The following is a 20157-nucleotide window of genomic DNA, read 5'->3' on the forward strand; positions in this document are numbered from 1 at the left end:
CAAAGGTTTACAGCAATCAAAAACTGGTCTCGTACCAGTTTTGCACCATCCGACTCTTCTCAACCGATTTTTCGCTTTAGCAAACTGCATATACCTAATACAGGTAGCGGTCTAAACCAAAACTTCTGTTTTAAGTGCATTTATCACCCTTCCCTCAAGGTGGCTCCCTATCAGTAACTGATGCGTGGAACCGCCAGGAGCCGTGCCAAGAGAGAAACGTAGACTCCTAGTAATATTACATTCTCAATTTCATACTTACGGCTTAGTCATCAATCTGCATCACAGGACTTTACGGAATAGCGCTGCTGTTTACCTGCCGACACCGAGAATACAGCTACACTCTTCACTGAAGTAGCCGTAAAGTGTCTCAAAAATTTAACATCTGATTATTTTCGGAGTCTAAAAATGAGTCTAGAGAATTTTGCAGAGTCAAAGCAGCTAGAAGAAAGGTCACTAATTAAAAATACTGACACAGGAGTGAGGCCATCAAGCGTAATAAATCCCGCATTAACGCCTGGTAGCCTAATACAGGGCGATCCAGTTATATACAAATATCATCCACAATCCACATTAGCACTCGGTCGGTCATTTAACCCGGGGAACGTGCTGCTCCCTATGCGACCGGCAATACAATTTACGGAGGTACCACTAGACCATGGGGCTCCAAGCGCTTCCTTTAAAATGTTTTTTGTTCAAACTGAAGACCAATTAGATACTGCACTATCTTTGGATTCAAAGATGGAGGCGTCTTATTTGGGTGCAAAAGCTTCTGGAAGCTCGACATTTAAAACAAGTTACAGCATCAAGACAAGCTCTATAGTTGTTGTTGCAAAAATGCATATTAACTATGGACGATTTGGCCTAAGCGCAAGCGCCACGCTTATAGACGATGCAAAAGCGTTACTTACAGATCCAAAAAAATTCTCAAGCGTTTTTGGCTCGCGATACGTAAATATCGAAAGCCGAGGTGCATCAGCGTCCGTAATAATTTCGCTGGAGTCTGTCAGCTCAGATCTTAAACTTAACTTCATAAATGAGTTTTCTGCTGGTGGCGACTGGGGAGACTTTGGTTCTGGCAGTGCGAGATCAAAATTTGAATTACTTTTCAAGAGAGCAGCAAAGCAGTCACGATTAAAGGTAGATGCTATGTCTACAGGCGGCTCTAACCACGCAACACTAGTTGGAGCAATTCTTGCACTTGGCGATAGTGCGAATCCGGTGAAAGATATTGAGCAGGCACTTTCTTCATTCATGGCTCAATTCAACTCTAGCAATGCGGTCCCCACGGAATATCAAGTTGCCCCAATGTTGCAGTTTGGCTTAGACGAGAATCAAATAGATCCTTGGACAGACTTTAATGAGCGATTACTACTAAATTATGTAAGAGAATACAGGCTAGCCATTACAGCACTAGACACTTTGCCAGCAGTCAAGGCTGGCACGCATGCAATAAACACGATACAAATCAGCCCACCAGAAACTCTAAATGAAATAATACAACTAGAGCCAGACATCAGAAGCTACGCTCGCTCATTAGCAGAAAACCACGAAGCACTAAAGAACGACCAACCAATTCAGAATATCAATCTTCCAAGTAATTTTAACCTGCTTTATGCTTTTGCATCACTAATAGAATCTGCAGACACACCACCAACACTACATATGTCGGCCTTACTCACACCTGAACAAATACGTGCTGTGCTGCGAGCTCCGCGAGGTAAACGCGGGGACCTAGCGAAAGCATTCAATCCTGAATTAGGAACTGGAGTGGCCATAACTTATAAATTCACGGCACATTATCCTTTCCTTACAGCAACAGAGATTGTTGAGTATTCTGACGGAACCACACGGGAATTTGACGAATTCCGATATGACGGGCTTAGCGCCTATGTTTGGATTGAAGAGCCTAAAGGCGCTTTTTCACCCACCGGCGAGGATCTGTGGATCGAGTGGTTTCAAAAGCATACTGGCACATTTAAATTAAGTGCATCATGGAAACTAAGAGACAAGGTCGGTAGGGTTTTTATCGTTCGCCTTATGGATGTTGAGTTTGAAGCTCAAAACGGAGCATTAAAAAAAATAAATATTGATAACTACTACTGAGGCTCCAACATGTGGATTTATTTTCAGGACACCGGTGAACTATATAATACTCGCGATCCTCTCACAACACCGCGTTTCAAAGGATACTCAGGCGTCGAGCCCTATAAAAACGAACCAGAAAGCCAGTGTTTCCAAGATCTAGGCCCCATACCAGTTGGGCTGTATTCGATGACCGGAGTTAAGGGAGCACCCACTGAATACTCTATAATTTTAGAGCCAGCCCCAAGTAACAACATGTGTGGCAGAAAGAATTTTTTGATTCATGGCGACTCATTGACTTTCCCAGGCTGGGCATCAGAGGGATGTATAATTATTACAGGAGCCAACAATCGAAAGTTAATTTGGGAAAGCGCTGATCGGATGTTAGAGGTTCGCAAGACACGCACGATAGCTTAATGCATTTATTGTTCCAATAGAGGGCTTACTGACGTAATTTTTCAGCCGCGCACTATTTTACTAGCGAAAGGCCCTCTCCTTTTTTTGGATCTGATGTGGTAAACAGCCCACCCTTGCAGGGAATCGCAGGTTTTTTTACCCCCATAGATGCAAGAGCTAGCCCAGCTAGGCTCGCGCCGAAGCAACTGCGGGGAGTGCAGAAAAAGTGACACATTTAGCCCGCAGGCGAGGTGGGGGGACGACGGCGCGCGCCGGGTGAACATGCTCAACAAGCGACTCGCGCGCACCATTGCGGTGCAAACCTATCGCAAGCCCGACCAATATTTGAAGAGTACGACCCGATCAGGGCGACTACTGAGCCACTTCCCAGCTGGATGACAAAATGCCATCTAGTGGGTTACCTTCGGACAAGGTTATGCGGCCCACTGAAAGGGCTGAAAGAAAGGTGCAGAGCGCTTTTCCGACAACATCGCGAGGTCGCTTAACCCTGACGTCGTCTATACGACTCACAGTTGAGCCGTCAAGGGTAGTAGATGGTTGCGTTGTTAAAGCTCTATTTTTATGGAAATCAATAATAGGGGCGCATATGTTTACGGCGATTGAGCCATTAGATGTCTATAACAAAAACATCAACATCCTATTAGGGTCCGGTGCTTCTGCGGATTTATTTCCAACACTGGCCTTAAAGATCAAATGCCCACTGGGCAAATGGCAGACTATAGAGACGCTTGCGACAGCACACTCTGGATGGGCTGACAGACACACCGCTATATTTATGCATTATTACAATACATGCATTTATCCGGTTCAAAACTTTTCACCCAAAAAAGTTAAAGATATAGCGGGCCGGAAAAATCTAAAAAATTACGAGGAGTTTTTAACAACTACCTTAGGCCTGCTTGATAGAAGAAAAGACCTCAACAGAAAAATAAACATCTTCACGACAAACTACGATGGCTGTCTGGCACACAGTGCCGATAACATACTAGCCAAGGGATCTCATGACTTCGTCATAAACGACGGAACATCGGGCTTTCATAAAAAACTATTGCACGCTAAAAACTTCAGTACATTTCAATGCCAGACAGGAATATTTGAGCGATCCCATTATGGAATCCCGCAGATAAACCTTATTCACCTCCACGGATCAGTCTACTGGTCAAAAAGCGGCGAAAAAATCGAGGTTGAATATAAAAACAACTTCGACAATCTAATCCATCCTAGAACATTGTCAAAGATACAAAAATTTTCTGACTACCTGACAACTGAAGGTGGAATCACAACAAAAATCCCAAATGTAGCATTTACTTCACAGCAGCGAAATAACTTCTGGAACTCTTACAATAAACTTCCCATCGTAAACCCCACAAAATGGAAGTTTCACGAAACCGTATTTGAAGAACACTACTATCAAATGCTGAGACTTCTTAGTTACGAACTTGAAAAACCAAACTCAATCCTCATTGCCTTCGGCTTCTCATTCGCGGACGAACATATTCTTAAACTGATACAGCGCTCGCTCGCAAACCCACAACTTCAAACTTTTATTTGCTGCTACAGTAAGAGAAGCGCGGAAAACCTTGTAGAAGAATTTAAACTCTGGAAGAACGTTACAATTATTTCCCCACCTGACGGAGAAAAACTCGACTTCACCAACTTCAACAAATATATTTTCTCATTGAAACCGCAGCGCTACGTTCCCCCTGAAGAAGAGGAGTTCGTATGAGCATCGTTGTAGGGGAGGTTATAGCCGTTTCGGGAGTTCGCATATCTCTACGAATATTTGAGGACTCAAACCACGAGACAATTTTTTTTGACGGAGTCAGATACAGGGGAGTTTCACTTAGAGAGCACATCACGATACAACGCGGTTTCATCGATATTGTTTGCCTAATTGAGGGCGAATATCTCGATGAACGAAAGTTGGACACCGATGCAGAAAAAACTCTGTACATAAGAAAGGTTGATGTTCGTCCAATTGGCTATATCATGGATGACACTTTCTTTGAGGGCATAAAATTTATGCCGATGATCAGAGACAAAGCATATCTCCTTAGTGAACTTATGGTTGCCAAAATTTATGGAGCCGAAGGAGTTAGCTCCTTTTCCATAGGGTGCATGCTGAAAGAGAACGTGCCGATCAATTTGCCGTGGACAAAGATATTCAACAGTCACATTGGAATTTTTGGCAATACCGGTAGCGGCAAGTCAAATACACTTGCAAAACTTTACACAACTCTATTCAGCGAAAAAATTGATGCTTTAAAAAATAGAAGCCAGTTCGTTATTATTGATTTTAACGGTGAATACACAGAAGACCAGATAATTCCCGCCAAAGAAAAAAAGATAACCATCCTAAACAACAAGAAAGCGGGCCACAAGTTTCCAATTGAATCCATACACTTCTGGGACGCAGAAACTCTTAGCCTACTATTCCAAGCAACCACAAACACCCAACAACCTTTTTTAAGGCGAGTGCTGACTGGCAGAGAGCGGTTCAAAAACGTCTCACTTGAGCGTTTCATTGAGAGAACATTTGAAAAAGCCTTTAGTGCTAGCGAACCAAAACCAGACGCACTTGAATTGAGTCGGGAAATCGCAAGAATCCTTGAGTGCGAACCGTTGCAAGAACACCTGAAAGGCATCGTTTACAATGCGCAGAAAAAATATTTTAGGGATGCATATGGAAACTACTACAACTCTGATAGCGACGGCTTCGAACAACATCTGAAACCGCTACTTGACTACATCGACATAAAAAACATGGATCAGTTCAGCGAGTTGATCCTCCGGTGTTATCTTCAGCTTTGCTCGGATGTTGTCTTGGGCTATGCACAATACGAGCATATTCAACCTGTAATTTCACGAGCAAAGTCGTCAATTTCGGCACTTCGCAACGTATTAAAAACAGTAGACATCCCACCCGCCCCATCACTTCTGCATGTTATTTCTTTAAAAAAATGTAAAAACGAAGTAAAAAAATCCTGCCCCTGTTAATTGCCAAGAACTACTATATAAACCATAAAGACTCAGAGACTTTGCAAAGCCCTCCGAATCGGACACTTCATATTATTATTGATGAGGCCCACAACATCTTGTCTGATCAGTCCACTCGTGAGCACGAAATCTGGAAAGACTATCGACTTGAACTTTTTGAAGAAATCATTAAAGAGGGGAGGAAGTACGGAGTTTACCTAACACTATCAAGTCAACGACCCGCCGATATTTCACCCACAATTGTCTCTCAGATTCATAATTTTTTCATACACCGACTCGTCAACGATCGTGACCTTATGCTGCTGGACAATACTATAAGCACACTCGACTCCTCCTCTAAGGCTTTGATACCCACCCTCGCCAAGGGCTGTTGCGTAGTCACCGGAACAGCATTTGACCTCCCCATGATTCTAAAAATTGATCCGCTGCTCCAGGGCCACCGACCGAGCAGCGATGATGTCAATCTTGAGGAGCTATGGCGGACACCTCCGGCATAACCCTTTATCCGCATAGAAATGTCTTGTACCGAACCGTCGACTCGCCAACTGCGCAGGGCGTGTTAGGCCCCCACGGGAATTTCATAGGGCTTGAAGCGCACGACCTCCTCCCCGAGCCAGTCATTCACTTGCGCCATGCGCGCCTGAATCGGCTCCAGTTCATTGGCAGCATAAATCTGCGCCGCTTCCCTGATTGATCCAAACCCGCCCGCGTTCTGCGGCACGATACCCATCAACTGCGGCGGAATGCGTAAGCTGGCCAACACGTCGTCGCGGGTCTGGTTTTTGATCGAGTTGAATTCATCCTTGGCCGTCACTTCGCTTACCGGGATGATCTGCAACCCGTCCTTTTTGCCGTTCGGCGAGTACACGAACAGGTTGCGGAAGTTGCCAGGCCCCTTGGAGTCTTTCAGCGCCTTGCGCAGTGAATCGACGTCCGCTTCGTTCTGCGCGGCGTCGGTCATGTAGAGGATGAAGCCGGCATGGCTGCCGTTCTCGTAATACTTGCGGCGAAAAGTCCTGCGTTGCCACGACGGGCGCCTGGGCCAACTGCTTGGTATTTCTGCGGCGGTTCGACATCAAAAATCTCCATCCGCCCGGTATTGGCAGTGGTCTGCCCCTCCAGCGGTTCGTTGTGCAATGCGTGAAAGAGCGCCCATGCCAGGTCGGCGTGGCCGGTGTTGTCGTTGCGGCCGGCGGTGTAGGTAAATTGGCGACCGCCTGCGGTGATGGTCTTGCGGATCGCCATCAGCGACTGCGCCATGTCGGTCCAGCCGGCGTCAAACTCCAGCCGCCCCCGGTGGATCACGTCGTAGGCCTTTAGCACCAGGCGGGTCTTGACCTCAGGCGAATAGCTGAACGTGGTGACATTGGGGAAAAATTGGCGCACCAGCTGCGCCACGCCGCTACCGAGACCGGTGACGTCAATACCGATGTACGTCACCCAGTAGCGGTCGCAGACGGCTTTGATCACGCTCGCCTGCGCAGCGAAGTCCATGCCTCGGAATTGGTGACGCTCCAGCACCCGGAACTTGCCCCCTGGTACCAAAGGCGGTGCGACCACCACCAGGCCCGAGCAATCGCCGGTTTCCGCCGGGTCATACCCAACCCACACCTGGCGGTCACCGAACGGCCGCATGGCAAACGGCTTGTAGTCCTCGGCCCATTCGACCCAGCTGTCGACCATGCAGGGCTGCAACACCGTCAGCGGGAAAATGCTCGCGCCGTCGTCGACGAATTCGCACATGAGCAGGTTGGCGAACGCTTCCGGGCTGTACTCCCGCCGCAGTTCTTCAATGTCGAACAGGTCGCAACCGCCCTGCTCCGCATCAAGGATGGTGACGATCTGTCGCCACAACCGGTCTTCGCAGAACCTACCCTGCTGGAGCGCCCCGTGGGATACGTCGACTTTAGTGTGTTGCGCCGCCGGCTTGCCCTTGTTGAAGCGCTCGCCCGTCCAGAAGGTGTAGGCCTCATGGGCCATGGTCGACGGCGTCGAGAAGTAGGTTTTGCGCCACTTCTTGTGCATCGCCATACCCGATGCAACCTTGTTCAGCTCCTCAAACTTGAACGTCCAGAAGAATTCGTCGAAGTAGAAATTGCCGTGGTAGCCCTGGGCCGTGCGCGCGTTGGTACCGAGAAAAAACAATTCGGCGCCGTTCGGCAGCACGATGGGATCACCGGTCAGCTCGACGCCGATGACCTCACGGGCAAACGCCTGGATGTACCCACGGAACAGGTAGGCCTGATTCTTCGACGCCGACAAGAAAATCTGATTGCGCCCGGTTTCCAGCGCATCAATAAAAGCCTCTCGGGCGAAGTAGTAGGTGGCGCCGATCTGCCGGCTCTTGAGGATAACTCGGGTGCGCTGATTGCCCGCCCGGTGCCAGTCTTTCTGGTAGTCGAAACACCCATCGATAAACGCTTCGCGCAGCAGCTCGATCTGGTCTTCGCTGATGTCGTTTTTCGGGGTCTTTTTCTTCGACCCTTCGTTGCGTTTTGCGAGGTTGGGGTTGAGTTCGGTTTCGGTACCGCCACCCTGGAAGCGCTGGATGCGGGCCTGCCGCTCCAACTGCCGGTGCAGCAGGTCGATCTCTTTGAAGTCCCCGCCGCTCTTGCCTTCCTTGAGGATCAACTGCACCAAACGCGCTTCCAGCGCCCCGCCGATACAATCCCGTCCCGTTGCCGCAACTCGCGCGCGTCACGACCATGCCCCTCATTGCAACGCACTTAGCGCCCAACGCATTGAGGATTCCCGGCATGAAGAAATTCCGCAGTAATTGGTTCCGCGTCGCCGTCGAGGGCGCTACCTTCGATTACCGCCGGCACTTTCCCGAGTCCACCAAGCTGGCCGAAAACAGTTTTGGGCACTACTTGGACCTATGGTTGACCATCAAGAGCAACAGCGTGGCCGCGACCTCATTTCGCGGGTACAAAAATAAGGCTGAGGTCCATGTGCGACCGCGCTGGGGTGACGTTCAGATCGATCAGATTGACCACCTGGACCTGCAAGAGTGGATTCAGGGGCCGCTGTCGAAGCGGCTGAATAACAAGACCATCCGCGACATCATCAGCAATGTACGCCAGGTGTTCCGTCTGTACCGCACACGGAAGAAGGTCGCACACGACCCAACCGAGGGGTTGTTCGTGCGCTTGCCCGACCCAGAAGCGCCGGACCCGTTCACCAGGGCGGAAATCAAGCAGATCCTCGAAACACCCACCAGCCGGACCCAAGAGCTGTTGATGGTGCAATTCATGATTTGGGCAGGCCCACGTGTGTCGGAGACCATTGCTCTGGCCTGGGAGGATGTCGATTTGAAACAGGGGACAGTGACTTTCCGCCGGTCTAAGGTGCGCGGGGCCTACCGCGTGACCAAAACCCGGCGCTCTACGCGCAAAGTGCGTCTGCTTGAGCCCGCGTGGGATGCACTGCGCAAACTGGACGCCATCAACCAGCTCAAGACTGTGGACACGGTCGACATCGTTGAGCGGGACAATAAAACCGTCCGCAAGCACAAGCTGCACTTTGTATTCCTGAACACCAAGAGCGGCCTGCCGCATGTCAGCGACTTTGTCGTGAGGGACAGGTTCTTCAAAGCGCACTTGAAAGCGGCCGGCGTTCGTTATCGCGGACCTGGCCAGTGCCGACACACTTACGCGAGCCAGTTGCTCACCACCGGCGTGGCTTCGGTGGACTGGATCGCGGAGCAGATGGGCCACACCAGCGCGAATATGATCCGGCAGCACTACGGCATGTGGATCAACGAGGACGGCCCCGACGTCATCGGGATGCTGCAAAATGCACTGCGTTTGTAGCCCGTGGAAGTAATCAACGCTCTGTATGGCTTTATTTGCCTGAGATGCAACACTGCTCCTCAGCGAGAGGTGGAGGAATCCATTTATCATTGCGATATTTTGTATGGGTATTTTTAGATTAGCGGGCATAGCACATCCCCTCAAAAAAATAGGCAATGGAGGCGAAAATGAGAGACATGGGCAAAGCAGGGGAAAGATTCTTCGGTGCGTGGTGCGCAGCGGCAGGGATGACAGCGAACGGTTCCGAAACCGATCAGAATGGCTGGGATGTGTTTGTTGAAATCGACGAAACCCCAGAAGAGTATGATCCATTGTCACTGCATGAAGGGCTTATAGAGACAAAAATCCAAGTTAAATCTACCGATGGTGTAAAGCGAACAGTAGACGTCGAACTTTCAAACTTAAAAAAGATGGCAACATCAGCGCTGGCGACATTTTATGTCCTACTAGAATTCGAAAGCGGTGAATCCCCGACGAGGGCATATTTGCTCCATATTGATCACGACCTATCAGAAAAAATCTTGAAGAGAGTTTCAGACCTAAAGTCTAAAGACCAAACCGTAAAACTCAATAAAAAATATATGCGACTTAATTTTATTGATGAAGTACTTCCGCTGTCCGCTTCAAACCTAAAAAAAATGATTCTGGCGCACATAGGCCCTTCGAATTCGATCTATGTAGAGAACAAAATCAAGCATCTAAACTCTGTAGGCTTTGAAAACGGCAAGTACCAATTTCAATTTTCAATCAGCGGAGACGAGCAACTTAAAAAGCTAATTGATATCTCACTCGGAAAAAATGAGATTATTGAAGTTGAGAACGTTTTCAGTTCGACACTTCGATTTGGAACACTTTCAAACAAATCCAATCTACTCAGTGATACAGCACTGCTTTCCATGCCAGACGTAGCACCTAGTGAAAAGGGCTCGTTAGTTTTTCGAGATACAACAACTGGCCGTTCACTGACTTTCCCTATAGATCTCTTCCGCAGCCCCTTCAACTCCTGGATCCCTGAAGAATTCCGCAAAGTCAGAATGGTCGCCAACAGCTTTGAGCTGAACATAAATAATTATGGAAAGTCTTTTAACATCACCATAAAAACTCACTTGCTTGATCAGTTCCCCATCGAAGACACCCTTAAAATGTTCAAGCTAACACAAATGCTTTCAGCCCCAGAAAAAATCCGAATTACTTTCAACTTTAAAAATTTAACATCGGATCTAAAATTACAATCGGGCGAATCGTTTCCAGATTGCTCAGCGGAAATCGAATTACTGGAAAAAGCATTAAAAATAAAAAACTATTACGAGCTCGACACACCTCTATCATTGACAAACTCAGAACTTGGAAGAATTCACTATCAAGTGCGGGCGCTTGACCTACTAATCAGTGACAGGCTAGACGTTATCCGTATTACGTTTTCGTCGGAAGAGGATATTGAACAAGGAACAAACGTAGACTGCTTCCACGTGTGTAACTTTCAGATGGGGGGATACGTCTTTATAGAATTGACAATTTTTTCGGGAGAGATTTTCACGACCGACGGGAAGTATGCAATTATACCAAATGAAAGAAAACCGCTATACAAAACAGCGTCAAATATTGAACTTCTTAATATTGACTTACTCACAGAAGAAATCACACGTTCAATAGAGAGCCATAATTCGTCTCGCCCTACAGTCAATCTTGCCACCGAGTTTCTTCAGAAATTGCGGCTACATCAAAAACCCGAGCCTAAGGTTATCTCAGGGCTCTAGACGAACACTTATTACTCCCTGCCTTTGCTTGGAACCGCTCTCCAGCGCAAACACCTCAAGCGGCATGACCCCGCTGACCGTCTTGATTGGATGCTTCAACACAGCCCACTGAACAGCTAGACCTCGCGCAAGACAAGATCCGGCATTCCCATAAGTGTTCCCATATGAGCCTTTTTCGCCCCTCTGAAAACACAAAACCCCTGAAAACTTTAACGTTTTCAGGGGTTTAGTCGTTTCAAATTTGGCGGTGAAGGAGAGATTCGAACTCTCGATACAATTTCTTGTATACACACTTTCCAGGCGTGCTCCTTAAGCCACTCGGACACTTCACCGTATCTCGTCAAACCAGTTCAGTCTGTCGAGGCGCGCTAATGTAGTCGAAAGCTTTTCTGATGGCAAAGGTTTTTTTCAGAATTTTCATGCGCTTAGACGGTTATGCCGGAATAGGCCTGGCGCAGGGCGGTGATTGTGCCAATCTCGGGCATGGATGGCGATGGTCCAGGCTGGGCCATAGGCCCTGCTGCGGGCGCTTGCTGGCGGGTAGGCGGGAAAAGCCTGACTGGCCAGTCAGTCACGGCGCTTTACCAGGGCGGGCGTGGTGGGTAACGTCTGCTGCATTCTTCTATAACAAGTCCTACAAGGAACCGCGTCATGAGTGAGTTGATGGCTTACCACCTCGAAGACGGTATCGCGACCCTGACCCTGAGCAACGGCAAGGTGAATGCCATTTCTCCCGAGGTGGTCAGTGCGTTTAATACAGCGCTGGACCAGGCCGAGAAAGACCGCGCGGTGGTGGTGATCACCGGTACGCCGGGGATACTCTCGGGGGGTTATGACTTGAAGGTGATGACGGCCGGCCCTAAAGAGGCCATTAGCCTGGTGACGTCGGGCTCGACGCTGGCGCGTCGCCTGTTGTCCCACCCGTTCCCGGTGATTGTGGCGTGCCCTGGACATGCGGTGGCCAAGGGCGCGTTCCTGCTGTTGTCGGCGGATTATCGGATTGGCGTGGAAGGCCCGTTCAGCATTGGCCTGAATGAAGTGGCGATCGGCATGACCATGCACCATGCCGGTATCGAGTTGGCGCGCGACCGCCTGCGCAAGTCGGCGTTTCATCGCTCGGTGATCAATGCCGAGATGTTCGACCCGCAGGGCGCCTTGCAGGCCGGCTTCCTCGATAAGGTGGTGGCGCCTGAAGAACTGCACACGGCGGCGATGGAAGCGGCACGGCAGTTGAAGAAGCTCAACATGAATGCCCACAAGCACACCAAGCTGAAAGTGCGTAAGGCCCTGCTGGAAGCGCTGGACGAGGCGATCATTCAGGATCAGGGCCATATCCTGAGTTAAGTCCTGCAACCTGAACACCTGAGCCCGGCCCTGCGCTGGGCTTTTTCTTACAAACAAAACCGAAATATCTTTAGCCGCTCTAGCCAGCCAGTATCGCTGCATGTTGAAACATGCACTTAAACATCGGCTATCTCCTACCTATTCAGGGGCAATTGCCGAATACAGTGCACGTCCGTACACTGCGCCACCTTTTGTCTCGATGGGCCGTGGCGATGCTTTTTCTGTTGCGTATGTTGTTGATGGGCCTGCACTTTGTGGTCGCGGGTGGGCTGGGCGTGCTGATCGGTCTATGCCGGCCGTTCAATCCGGATAACAGCCGCTTGTGCGCCCGCCTTTATGCGGTGCCGGCCATGCGCATCCTGGGCTTGAAGGTGAAGGCCGAGGTGGGCTCCCTGCGCAACAAGCCCGGCACCTGCGTGGTCATTGCCAACCATCAGTCCAACTATGACCTGTTTGTGTTGGGCACCGTGGTGCCCCATCGCACCGTGTGCATTGCCAAAAAGAGCCTGAAGTGGGTACCACTGTTCGGCCAGCTCTTTTGGCTGGCAGGCAATGTGCTGATCGACCGGGGCAATGCGCACAAGGCGCGCCGCGCCATGCTCACCACCACGCGCACGTTGCAGCGCAAGGACACGTCGATCTGGGTGTTCCCGGAAGGCACGCGTAACCTGGGCAAGGGCCTGCTGCCGTTCAAGAAAGGCGCGTTCCATATGGCGATTGCGGCGGGTGTGCCCATCGTGCAGGTGTGCGTGAGCAATTACGTCACGCATATGAAGCTGAATCGCTGGAACAGCGGTGATGTGCTCATACGCTCGTTGGCGCCGATTCCCACCTCCGGCATGACGTCGGATGACGTCCCAGCCTTGGTGCAGGCCTGCCAGGCGCAGATGGATGAATGCATTGCGCAGATGGACCGCGAGCTGCAAACCGCTTCTAGACCTTTGTAGCTTTTTCGCCACAGAAATCTCGCAGGCGCCACGCCCTCAACGGAACGCCTTTCACGCTAAGCTGCCCAACATCTGTTCTCCTAATAAGAAGCGAATCAGCACCATGGGTAGAGTTGTCGCGGCCGCGGTCTACAGCGCCGGAAAGAAAGTCACTGATATCACCCTCGACGAAGGCGCGGCCTGGGCCGCCAAACCCGGCCATTTTGTGTGGATCGGCCTGGAGGAACCCAACGCCCAGGAGCTGGCCAACCTGCAACGCCAGTTCAACCTGCATGAACTGGCCATTGAAGACGCCCTGGAAAAACACAGCCGCCCCAAGCTGGAAACCTTTGGCGATGCGTTGTTTATCGTCACCTACTCACCGGTGCGCGAGAACGGCAAGCTGGTGTTTATCGAAACCCATATCTTTGCCGGTAACGGCTACATCATCACGGCGCGCAACGGCCACTCGGCGTCCTACGGTTTTGTGCGTCAGCGCTGTGAGGCGCGGCCGTTGCTGTTGGAGCATGGGGAAGATTTCGTACTGTATGCGCTGCTGGATTTCGTCACCGAAAACTACCAGCCGGTGAGCGAGGCGATCCACGCCGAGATCGATGAACTGGAACACAACGTGCTGTGCAGCTCGCTGAGCGAGCGCGATATCCAGAAGATCCACGGCCTGCGCCGCGATGTGCTGCGGCTCAAGCGTTATGTGGCGCCGATGGTGGAGATCAGCCAGGAACTGCAGAAACTGAGCTTCCCGTTTATCGACAAGAATATGCGCCCGTATTTCCGCGACGTGCAGATCCACGTGACACGGCAGATGGAAGACCTCACCACCCTGCGCGATATCGCCAGCCAGACCATTGAAATCGGTGTGTTACTCGAGGCCTCGCGCCAGAGCGTGGTGCAGCGCAAGTTCGCCGCGTGGGCAGCGATCCTGGCGTTCCCCACGGCGGTGGCCGGGATTTACGGGATGAACTTCCAGAACATGCCCGAGCTGCAATGGCACTACGGCTATTTTGCGGTGCTCGGGTTTATCGCGACAGGTTGCACGGGCCTGTGGGCCAGCTTCAAGCGCTCGGGCTGGTTGTAACCTCGGCCTCGGGCTTGTGGGCGACAAAACGCATCATCCATTCCGCCACGGTGACGCCGTGGTGCTCGCGCTCCAGGCTGGCGACGCCGTTGGTGTAGACCTTTTCACCCAAGGTGGTCTGAAGAATCTCCAACAGCTCGCGGGAATAGTCGTGGATAAACTCCGGGTGCCCCTGGAAGCACAGCACCTGGTCGCCAATGTGGTACGCGGCGAACGGGCAAAACTCGCTGGACGCGATCACCGTGGCACCTTTGGGCAATGTGGTGACCTGGTCCTGGTGGCTGATCAATAGAGTCAGTTCCGGCACCTCGGGGCTCATCCATGGCGCCTTGGCGTCGAGCGTGTAGTCGTGGATGCCCATGCCCCAGCCTTTACTCGCGCGTTCAGCCTTGCCGCCGAGCAGCAATGCGAGCAGTTGGTGACCGAAGCAGATGCCGAGCAATTTATCGCCACGCTCGTAGCGCTTGAGCAAGTAGGCCTTGAGGGTCTGGATCCAAGGGTCGGTACCGAAGGAGTCGGCCTTGCTGCCCGTGACCAGGTAGGCGTCAAATACCTCATCGTCCGAGGGGTATTCGCCCTGCACCACGTTGTAGACGACAAATTCGGCGGCAATCGGCTGCTTGGAGAACAGGCGCTTGAACATCTGCCCGTAACCTTGGTACTGATCGATCAAGCCTGGACGCAGGATATCGGTTTCCAGGATGCAGACGCGTAGCGACATAAAAAATACCTGACACGGCGATGGGAATATTGAACACCTCAGAGCCTGCCTTGAAACACCCTGTCAAGGCAAGCCCCGCGCATACCCAAAACCGTCAGAACGTCGTGTTCCGTGCCGCTTTCTCCAGCAGCAACAGCGGCGGCGCAAAACGCTCCCCGTACTGCTCGGCCAGGTAACGGGCGCGGGCGATGAAATCGTTCAACCCGTACTGGTTGATAAACTGCAACGCGCCACCACTCCACGCCGCAAAACCAATGCCGAAGATCGATCCCACGTTGGCGTCGGCGGTGGACATCAGCACGCCCTCCTCCACACAGCGCACGGTTTCGATGGCCTGGATAAACAGCAAACGGTCGCGCACATCCTGGGGCGAAATTCGCTGGTCGGGCTGTTCGAAACGGCTTCTCAGTTCGGGCCACAAGTACTTCTGCCCGCCATGGGGGTATTCATAAAACCCGCCACCTGCCGCTTTGCCCGGCCGCTTGTACTCGTTAACCAGCAGGTCAATGACCGCTGTCGCCGGATGTGTCGGCACGTTTTTACCTTCGGCCTGCAGATCCTTGGCCGCTTGTTGTCGGATATTGCTCATGAGGCTCAGGGACACTTCATCCGACACCGCCAGCGGCCCCACGGGCATACCGGCCTTGCGTGCCTCGGTCTCGATCATGGGCGCGGCCACGCCCTCGCCGAGCATGGCAATGCCTTCCTGGGTGAAGGTGCCGAACACCCGCGAGGTGAAGAAGCCACGACTGTCATTGACCACGATCGGGGTTTTCTTGATTTGCAGGACGAAGTCGAAACCCCGAGCCAGGGTTTCATCAGCGGTGTGGGCGCCCCGGATGATTTCCACCAGCGGCATCTTGTCCACCGGGCTGAAGAAGTGCAGGCCGATAAACTTGCCTGGGTCCGGTACCGCCTTGGCCAGGCCACTGATGGGCAGGGTGGACGTATTAGAGGCGATCACCGCATCAGGGCCCGCCACGCGATGTGCCGCCGCCGAAACCTTGGCCTTGAGGTCACGGTCTTCGAACACGGCTTCGATGATCAGGTCGCAGCCAGCCAGGTCGGCGTCATCCTGCGTAGGATGAATTCGCGCCAGGGTGGTTTCCCGCTGTTCGGCGGTGAGTTGCCCACGGCTGACCTTCTTATCCAACAGCGCCGCCGAGTGTGCCTTGCCCTTTTCGGCGGCGGCCAGGTTGAGGTCTTTAAGCACCACGTCGATCCCCGCACTGGCGCTGGCATAGGCAATGCCCGCGCCCATCATCCCTGCGCCGAGCACGCCGACCTTGCGCGTCACATAGGGCGCAAAGCCCTGAGGGCGTGAGCGGCCGGCGTTGATCTCATTGAGCTGGAACCAGAAGGTGCCGATCATGTTCTTCGCCACTTGCCCGGTGACCAGCTCGGTGAAGTAGCGGGTTTCGATCAGGTGCGCGGTGTCGAAATCCACCTGGGCGCCCTCGACGGCGGCGCAGAGGATTTTCTCCGGGGCCGGGAAACAGCCGTTGGTTTTGCTGCGCAGGATCGACGGCGCAATCGCCAGCATCTGTGCGATTTTGGGGCTCGACGGTGTGCCGCCGGGGAGCCGATAGGTTGGGGTGTCCCACGGCTGCCTGGCCTCGGGGTTGGCGAGAATCCAGGCGCGGGACTGGGCCAGCAGCTCATCGCGGTTCGCCGCCAGCGCATCGATCAAGCCGGCTTGCAGCGCCTGTTGCGGCCGCACTTTTTTGCCTTCGAGCAGATACGGCAAGGCTTTTTCCAGGCCGAGCATGCGCACCATGCGCACCACGCCGCCACCACCGGGCAACAGGCCCAGGGTGACTTCCGGTAGACCGATCTGCACCGATTGATCCGCCAGCGCGATGCGGTAATGACACGCCAGGCAAATCTCCCAGCCGCCGCCCAAGGCCGCGCCATTGATCGCGGCCACCACTGGTCTGCCGAGGGTTTCCAGGCGCCGCAGTTGCGCTTTCAACACCCGCACGCCGTTGTAGAAATCCTTGGCGTGGGCCTTGTCGACCTGGATCAGTTCATTGAGGTCGCCGCCGGCGAAAAAGGTCTTCTTCGCCGAGGTGATCACCACACCGGCAATGTCGTCCTTTTCCGCTTCCAGGCGTGCGACGGTGGCCGCCATGGCCTCGCGGTACGCCGCATTCATGGTATTGGCGCTCTGGCCGGGCATGTCGAGGGTCAGCACCACGATCCGGTCCTGGCCTTTTTCGTAACGAATGGCTTGGGTCATGACAATGTCCTTGGGCTCAGAGGCGTTCGATAATGGTGGCGATGCCCATGCCACCGCCGACACACAAGGTGGCCAGGCCATAGCGCTGCTGGCGCACCTCCAGTTCGTCGAGCAGGGTGCCGAGGATCGCGCAGCCGGTGGCGCCCAGGGGATGGCCCATGGCAATGGAACCGCCGTTGACGTTGACCCGGGCGGCGTCGATGCCCATGTCCTTGATGAACTTGAGCACCACGGAGGCAAAGGCTTCGTTGACTTCAAACAGGTCGATGTCCTCCACGCGCAAACCGGCCTTGGCCAAGGCTTTGCGGGTGGCCGGCGCGGGGCCGGTGAGCATGATGGTCGGGTCGGTGCTGGTCACTGCCGTGGCGACGATGCGCGCCCGTGGTTGCAAACCCAGCTCGCGGCCACGGGCTTCGGAACCGATCAACATCAGCGCGGCACCGTCGACAATGCCGGAACTGTTGCCCGGTGTGTGCACGTGATGGATGCGCTCCACATGGCTGTAGACCCGCAGCGCGGTGGCGTCGAAGCCCATTTGCCCGATCATCTCGAAGCTGGGCTTGAGCTTGCCCAGGCCTTCGAGGGTGGAGTCGCCACGGATGAATTCGTCGTGGTCCAGCAACACGATGCCGTTCTGGTCCTGCACTGCAATCAGCGACTTGTTGAAGGAACCGTCAGCACGGGCCCTGGCCGCTTTCTGCTGGGACTGCAGGGCAAAGCTATCGACGTCTTCACGGGTGAACCCTTCCAGGGTGGCGATCAGGTCCGCACCGATCCCCTGGGGCGTGAAGTGGCTGTGCAGATTGGTATGCGGGTCGAGCACCCAGGCGCCGCCGTCGCTGCCCATGGGCACGCGGGACATGGACTCGACCCCACCGACCACCACCAGGTCCTCAAAGCCGGAACGCACTTTCATCGCGCCCAGGTTCACCGCTTCCAGGCCCGAGGCGCAAAAGCGGTTGACCTGTACGCCGGCCACGCTGACGGCCCAATCCGCCACCAGTGCGGCGGTCTTGGCGATATCCGCGCCTTGATCGCCCAACGGGGTGACACAGCCGAGCACGATGTCATCCACCTGCCGGGTGTCGAGATCGCTGCGTTGCGCCAGCGCCGTGAGCAGGCCCGCCACCAGGCTTACCGGCTTGACGCTGTACAAGGCACCATCGGCCTTGCCTTTGCCACGGGGCGTGCGTATCGCATCAAAGATCAAAGCTTGGGTCATGACATTCTCGAACCGTTGCGCTGTAGTGCCCTTACCTTAGGCCCGATTGACACGGTTTCAATGACGGATGCGCTCATTGCTTTTGACCCCCTCGCTCGGACGAACGGTAGGCTCCTAAGCGAATCACCTGATTAATCGTTTTAGCGGTCTAGCCAAGGCATTGGCGTCAAGATGGCGTTATGCCTCATGCCTTTTTAAGCTGAAATATTGATTAACTCATACTAAATGGATCTAAGCCGCGAAGAACGAGGGCTCTAAGGTTCAATCACTAGGAGGTTGCTGCCGGGTTTTGCTGGAGCGACTGTAAGAAAAGTGACACGTCACATTGCGATACTGAAAATCGGCACGCATTTGACGCTCAGGAATAACAACAAAAGGCAGTCAGCCATGTTCAAACATTCGAAAGTACGTCAGGCGGGACTCATTCTGTTCGCCACCACACTGATTCTGATCTTGCCCAACTTGACCAAGGTTATTGGGTGATCCCACATCCTCCGTATTCCGTGCATCAGGATTACAGCGTTTTGGCAGCACCTGCCGGGACTTCGTGCATAACGATCCTGTTGCAGGGGCTGCCTTTTTACCTGTGTTTTTCCGGTATCGTGAGCCCTGTCACCACTCAATACGGGCCTTCGTCTTGAAATCGATCTTCGCATTTATCGCCATACTGCTGGCCTTGCCCGTTTATGCGGCGCAGTTGAGTATCGAACTGGATCATGCCAGCAAGACCTGGCAGACCGCCGACCTGCTCAAGCACCCGGACGCGCAGACCGTGCGGATCGTCGATGACGTTTCCTACAAGCGCACTATGACCTATCGCGCAGTGCCCCTGGCGGTACTCCTACCGGGCCTCCAACCGGACAACCACTTGCAAGCCGTTGCCCTCGATGGCTTTGCCGCCGAACTCACCGCCGCACCGCTGCTGCAAAAACACGGCGCCCGCGCCTGGCTGGCGGTGGAAGATCCCGCCCATCCGTGGCCCGCGCTGGGCGAGGGGAAACCGAGTGCCGGGCCCTTCTACCTGGTGTGGACCGACCCGCAAGCCGGGCACATCAGCCCTGAGCAGTGGCCGTTCCAGGTTGCCCGGATCAAGCAATTGAAGACCGTGGCCGAGCGTTTTCCGGCACTGCTGCCCGACCCGACACTGGCGGCGAATGACCCCATCAACAAAGGCTTTGCGCTGTTCCAGAAAAACTGCCTGGCCTGCCACCGTCTCAACGGTGCGGGCGACGCGCAAGTGGGGCCGGATTTGAATGTTCCCTACAACCCGACGGAATATTTCTCGGGGGATTTTCTCAAGCGCTATATCCGCGATCCGCAAAGTGTGCGGCATTGGCCACAGGCGAAGATGCCGGCGTTCGCTGCCAGTGTGTTACCTGACAACGAGCTGGAGTTGCTGGTGGGGTATCTGCAGCACATGGCGGGGCGCAAACAGCAGCCCTGAGCGGGATCCTCTGTAGGAGCTGGCTTGCCTGCGATGGCGGTGGGTCAGTAGACCCCTATGCCAACTGACCCATCGCCATCGCAGGCAAGCCAACTCCTAC

12 protein-coding genes, 1 tRNA gene and 3 pseudogenes are annotated in these 20157 nt (G+C 53.4%); 10 read left to right on the forward strand and 6 right to left on the reverse strand.

What is annotated here, in order from left to right:
- Positions 1–405 precede the first annotated feature (405 nt).
- The 4 genes from AB4O05_RS25305 (at position 406) to AB4O05_RS25320 (ending at position 5496) form a co-directional block, all read left to right on the forward strand.
- Entirely contained in the window at positions 406–2103 is a 1698-nt protein-coding gene (locus AB4O05_RS25305; protein ID WP_460134707.1) for a hypothetical protein, read from the forward strand.
- A 9-nt stretch (positions 2104–2112) separates the two neighbouring features.
- Positions 2113–2499: a tlde1 domain-containing protein gene (locus AB4O05_RS25310; protein WP_460134706.1), complete on the forward strand. Its 387-nt coding sequence runs from the start codon at positions 2113–2115 to the stop codon at positions 2497–2499.
- Between the two features lie 415 nt (positions 2500–2914).
- Positions 2915–4225: an SIR2 family protein gene (locus tag AB4O05_RS25315; RefSeq protein WP_460134705.1), complete on the forward strand. Its 1311-nt coding sequence runs from the start codon at positions 2915–2917 to the stop codon at positions 4223–4225.
- The gene (locus tag AB4O05_RS25320; protein WP_460164814.1) at positions 4222–5496 is read left to right on the forward strand and encodes a helicase HerA domain-containing protein; all 1275 of its coding nucleotides are present in this window, start codon (positions 4222–4224) and stop codon (positions 5494–5496) included. The genes AB4O05_RS25315 and AB4O05_RS25320 overlap by 4 nt, the downstream gene beginning before the upstream one ends.
- 559 nt (positions 5497–6055) lie before the next feature.
- Here AB4O05_RS25320 and AB4O05_RS25325 read toward each other — a convergent pair.
- Together AB4O05_RS25325 and AB4O05_RS25330 are read right to left on the reverse strand one after the other, a co-directional pair.
- A pseudogene (locus tag AB4O05_RS25325) lies at positions 6056–6508 on the reverse strand (phage portal protein); the annotation flags it as partial.
- A gap of 65 nt (positions 6509–6573) precedes the next feature.
- A pseudogene (locus AB4O05_RS25330) lies at positions 6574–8160 on the reverse strand (terminase ATPase subunit family protein); the annotation flags it as partial.
- Between the two features lie 128 nt (positions 8161–8288).
- On the opposite strand from AB4O05_RS25330, the pseudogene AB4O05_RS25335 reads away from it, so the two are divergent.
- Both AB4O05_RS25335 and AB4O05_RS25340 read left to right on the forward strand, forming a co-directional pair.
- A pseudogene (locus AB4O05_RS25335) lies at positions 8289–9308 on the forward strand (tyrosine-type recombinase/integrase); the annotation flags it as partial.
- Between the two features lie 167 nt (positions 9309–9475).
- Positions 9476–11065 carry a hypothetical protein gene (locus AB4O05_RS25340; RefSeq protein WP_460134703.1) on the forward strand — a complete coding sequence of 530 codons (1590 nt, stop codon included), beginning with the start codon at positions 9476–9478 and terminating at the stop codon, positions 11063–11065.
- Positions 11066–11307: 242 nt separating this feature from the next.
- Here the strand turns inward: AB4O05_RS25340 and AB4O05_RS25345 are convergent.
- Positions 11308–11397 (reverse strand) — tRNA-Ser (locus AB4O05_RS25345).
- Positions 11398–11716: 319 nt separating this feature from the next.
- Between AB4O05_RS25345 and AB4O05_RS25350 the strand changes: the two genes are divergently transcribed.
- From AB4O05_RS25350 to AB4O05_RS25360, 3 genes are all read left to right on the forward strand, one after another.
- On the forward strand, positions 11717–12409 hold the full coding sequence (locus tag AB4O05_RS25350) for a crotonase/enoyl-CoA hydratase family protein (RefSeq protein ID WP_460164815.1): 693 nt from the start codon (positions 11717–11719) through the stop codon (positions 12407–12409).
- A 212-nt stretch (positions 12410–12621) separates the two neighbouring features.
- Positions 12622–13356, forward strand: coding sequence for a lysophospholipid acyltransferase family protein (locus AB4O05_RS25355; RefSeq protein ID WP_460134702.1), 735 nt, complete (start codon positions 12622–12624; stop codon positions 13354–13356).
- A 103-nt stretch (positions 13357–13459) separates the two neighbouring features.
- Positions 13460–14431: a magnesium and cobalt transport protein CorA gene (locus tag AB4O05_RS25360; RefSeq protein ID WP_460134700.1), complete on the forward strand. Its 972-nt coding sequence runs from the start codon at positions 13460–13462 to the stop codon at positions 14429–14431.
- Here AB4O05_RS25360 and AB4O05_RS25365 read toward each other — a convergent pair.
- The 3 genes from AB4O05_RS25365 to AB4O05_RS25375 all read right to left on the reverse strand — a co-directional run bounded on the left by AB4O05_RS25365 (position 14409) and on the right by AB4O05_RS25375 (position 18613).
- Entirely contained in the window at positions 14409–15152 is a 744-nt protein-coding gene (locus AB4O05_RS25365) for an amidotransferase (protein ID WP_460164816.1), read from the reverse strand. The two genes, AB4O05_RS25360 and AB4O05_RS25365, sit on opposite strands and share 23 nt — an antisense overlap.
- Positions 15153–15246: 94 nt before the next feature.
- Entirely contained in the window at positions 15247–17391 is a 2145-nt protein-coding gene (locus AB4O05_RS25370; RefSeq protein ID WP_460134698.1) for a 3-hydroxyacyl-CoA dehydrogenase NAD-binding domain-containing protein, read from the reverse strand.
- Positions 17392–17407: 16 nt separating this feature from the next.
- Complete coding sequence (locus AB4O05_RS25375; RefSeq protein WP_460134697.1) at positions 17408–18613, reverse strand: acetyl-CoA C-acetyltransferase; 1206 nt, start codon at positions 18611–18613, stop codon at positions 17408–17410.
- A 637-nt stretch (positions 18614–19250) separates the two neighbouring features.
- Between AB4O05_RS25375 and AB4O05_RS25380 the strand changes: the two genes are divergently transcribed.
- Positions 19251–20057: a c-type cytochrome gene (locus AB4O05_RS25380; protein ID WP_460134696.1), complete on the forward strand. Its 807-nt coding sequence runs from the start codon at positions 19251–19253 to the stop codon at positions 20055–20057.
- The last annotated feature ends 100 nt before the right edge of the window (positions 20058–20157 follow it).

The sequence above is a fragment of the Pseudomonas sp. S1_G07 genome (assembly GCF_054668565.1).

Bases quoted from the DNA above. Each gene is read 5' to 3' on its own strand.
- AB4O05_RS25375 (WP_460134697.1), bottom strand. From the start codon at position 18,613: ATGACCCAAGCTTTGATCTTTGATGCGATACGCACGCCCCGTGGCAAA.
- AB4O05_RS25365 (WP_460164816.1), bottom strand. From the start codon at position 15,152: ATGTCGCTACGCGTCTGCATCCTGGAAACCGATATCCTGCGTCCAGGC.
- AB4O05_RS25340 (WP_460134703.1), top strand. From the start codon at position 9,476: ATGAGAGACATGGGCAAAGCAGGGGAAAGATTCTTCGGTGCGTGGTGC.
- AB4O05_RS25305 (WP_460134707.1), top strand. From the start codon at position 406: ATGAGTCTAGAGAATTTTGCAGAGTCAAAGCAGCTAGAAGAAAGGTCA.
- AB4O05_RS25310 (WP_460134706.1), top strand. From the start codon at position 2,113: ATGTGGATTTATTTTCAGGACACCGGTGAACTATATAATACTCGCGAT.
- AB4O05_RS25320 (WP_460164814.1), top strand. From the start codon at position 4,222: ATGAGCATCGTTGTAGGGGAGGTTATAGCCGTTTCGGGAGTTCGCATA.
- AB4O05_RS25360 (WP_460134700.1), top strand. From the start codon at position 13,460: ATGGGTAGAGTTGTCGCGGCCGCGGTCTACAGCGCCGGAAAGAAAGTC.
- AB4O05_RS25350 (WP_460164815.1), top strand. From the start codon at position 11,717: ATGAGTGAGTTGATGGCTTACCACCTCGAAGACGGTATCGCGACCCTG.
- AB4O05_RS25315 (WP_460134705.1), top strand. From the start codon at position 2,915: ATGCGGCCCACTGAAAGGGCTGAAAGAAAGGTGCAGAGCGCTTTTCCG.
- AB4O05_RS25355 (WP_460134702.1), top strand. From the start codon at position 12,622: ATGCTTTTTCTGTTGCGTATGTTGTTGATGGGCCTGCACTTTGTGGTC.
- AB4O05_RS25370 (WP_460134698.1), bottom strand. From the start codon at position 17,391: ATGACCCAAGCCATTCGTTACGAAAAAGGCCAGGACCGGATCGTGGTG.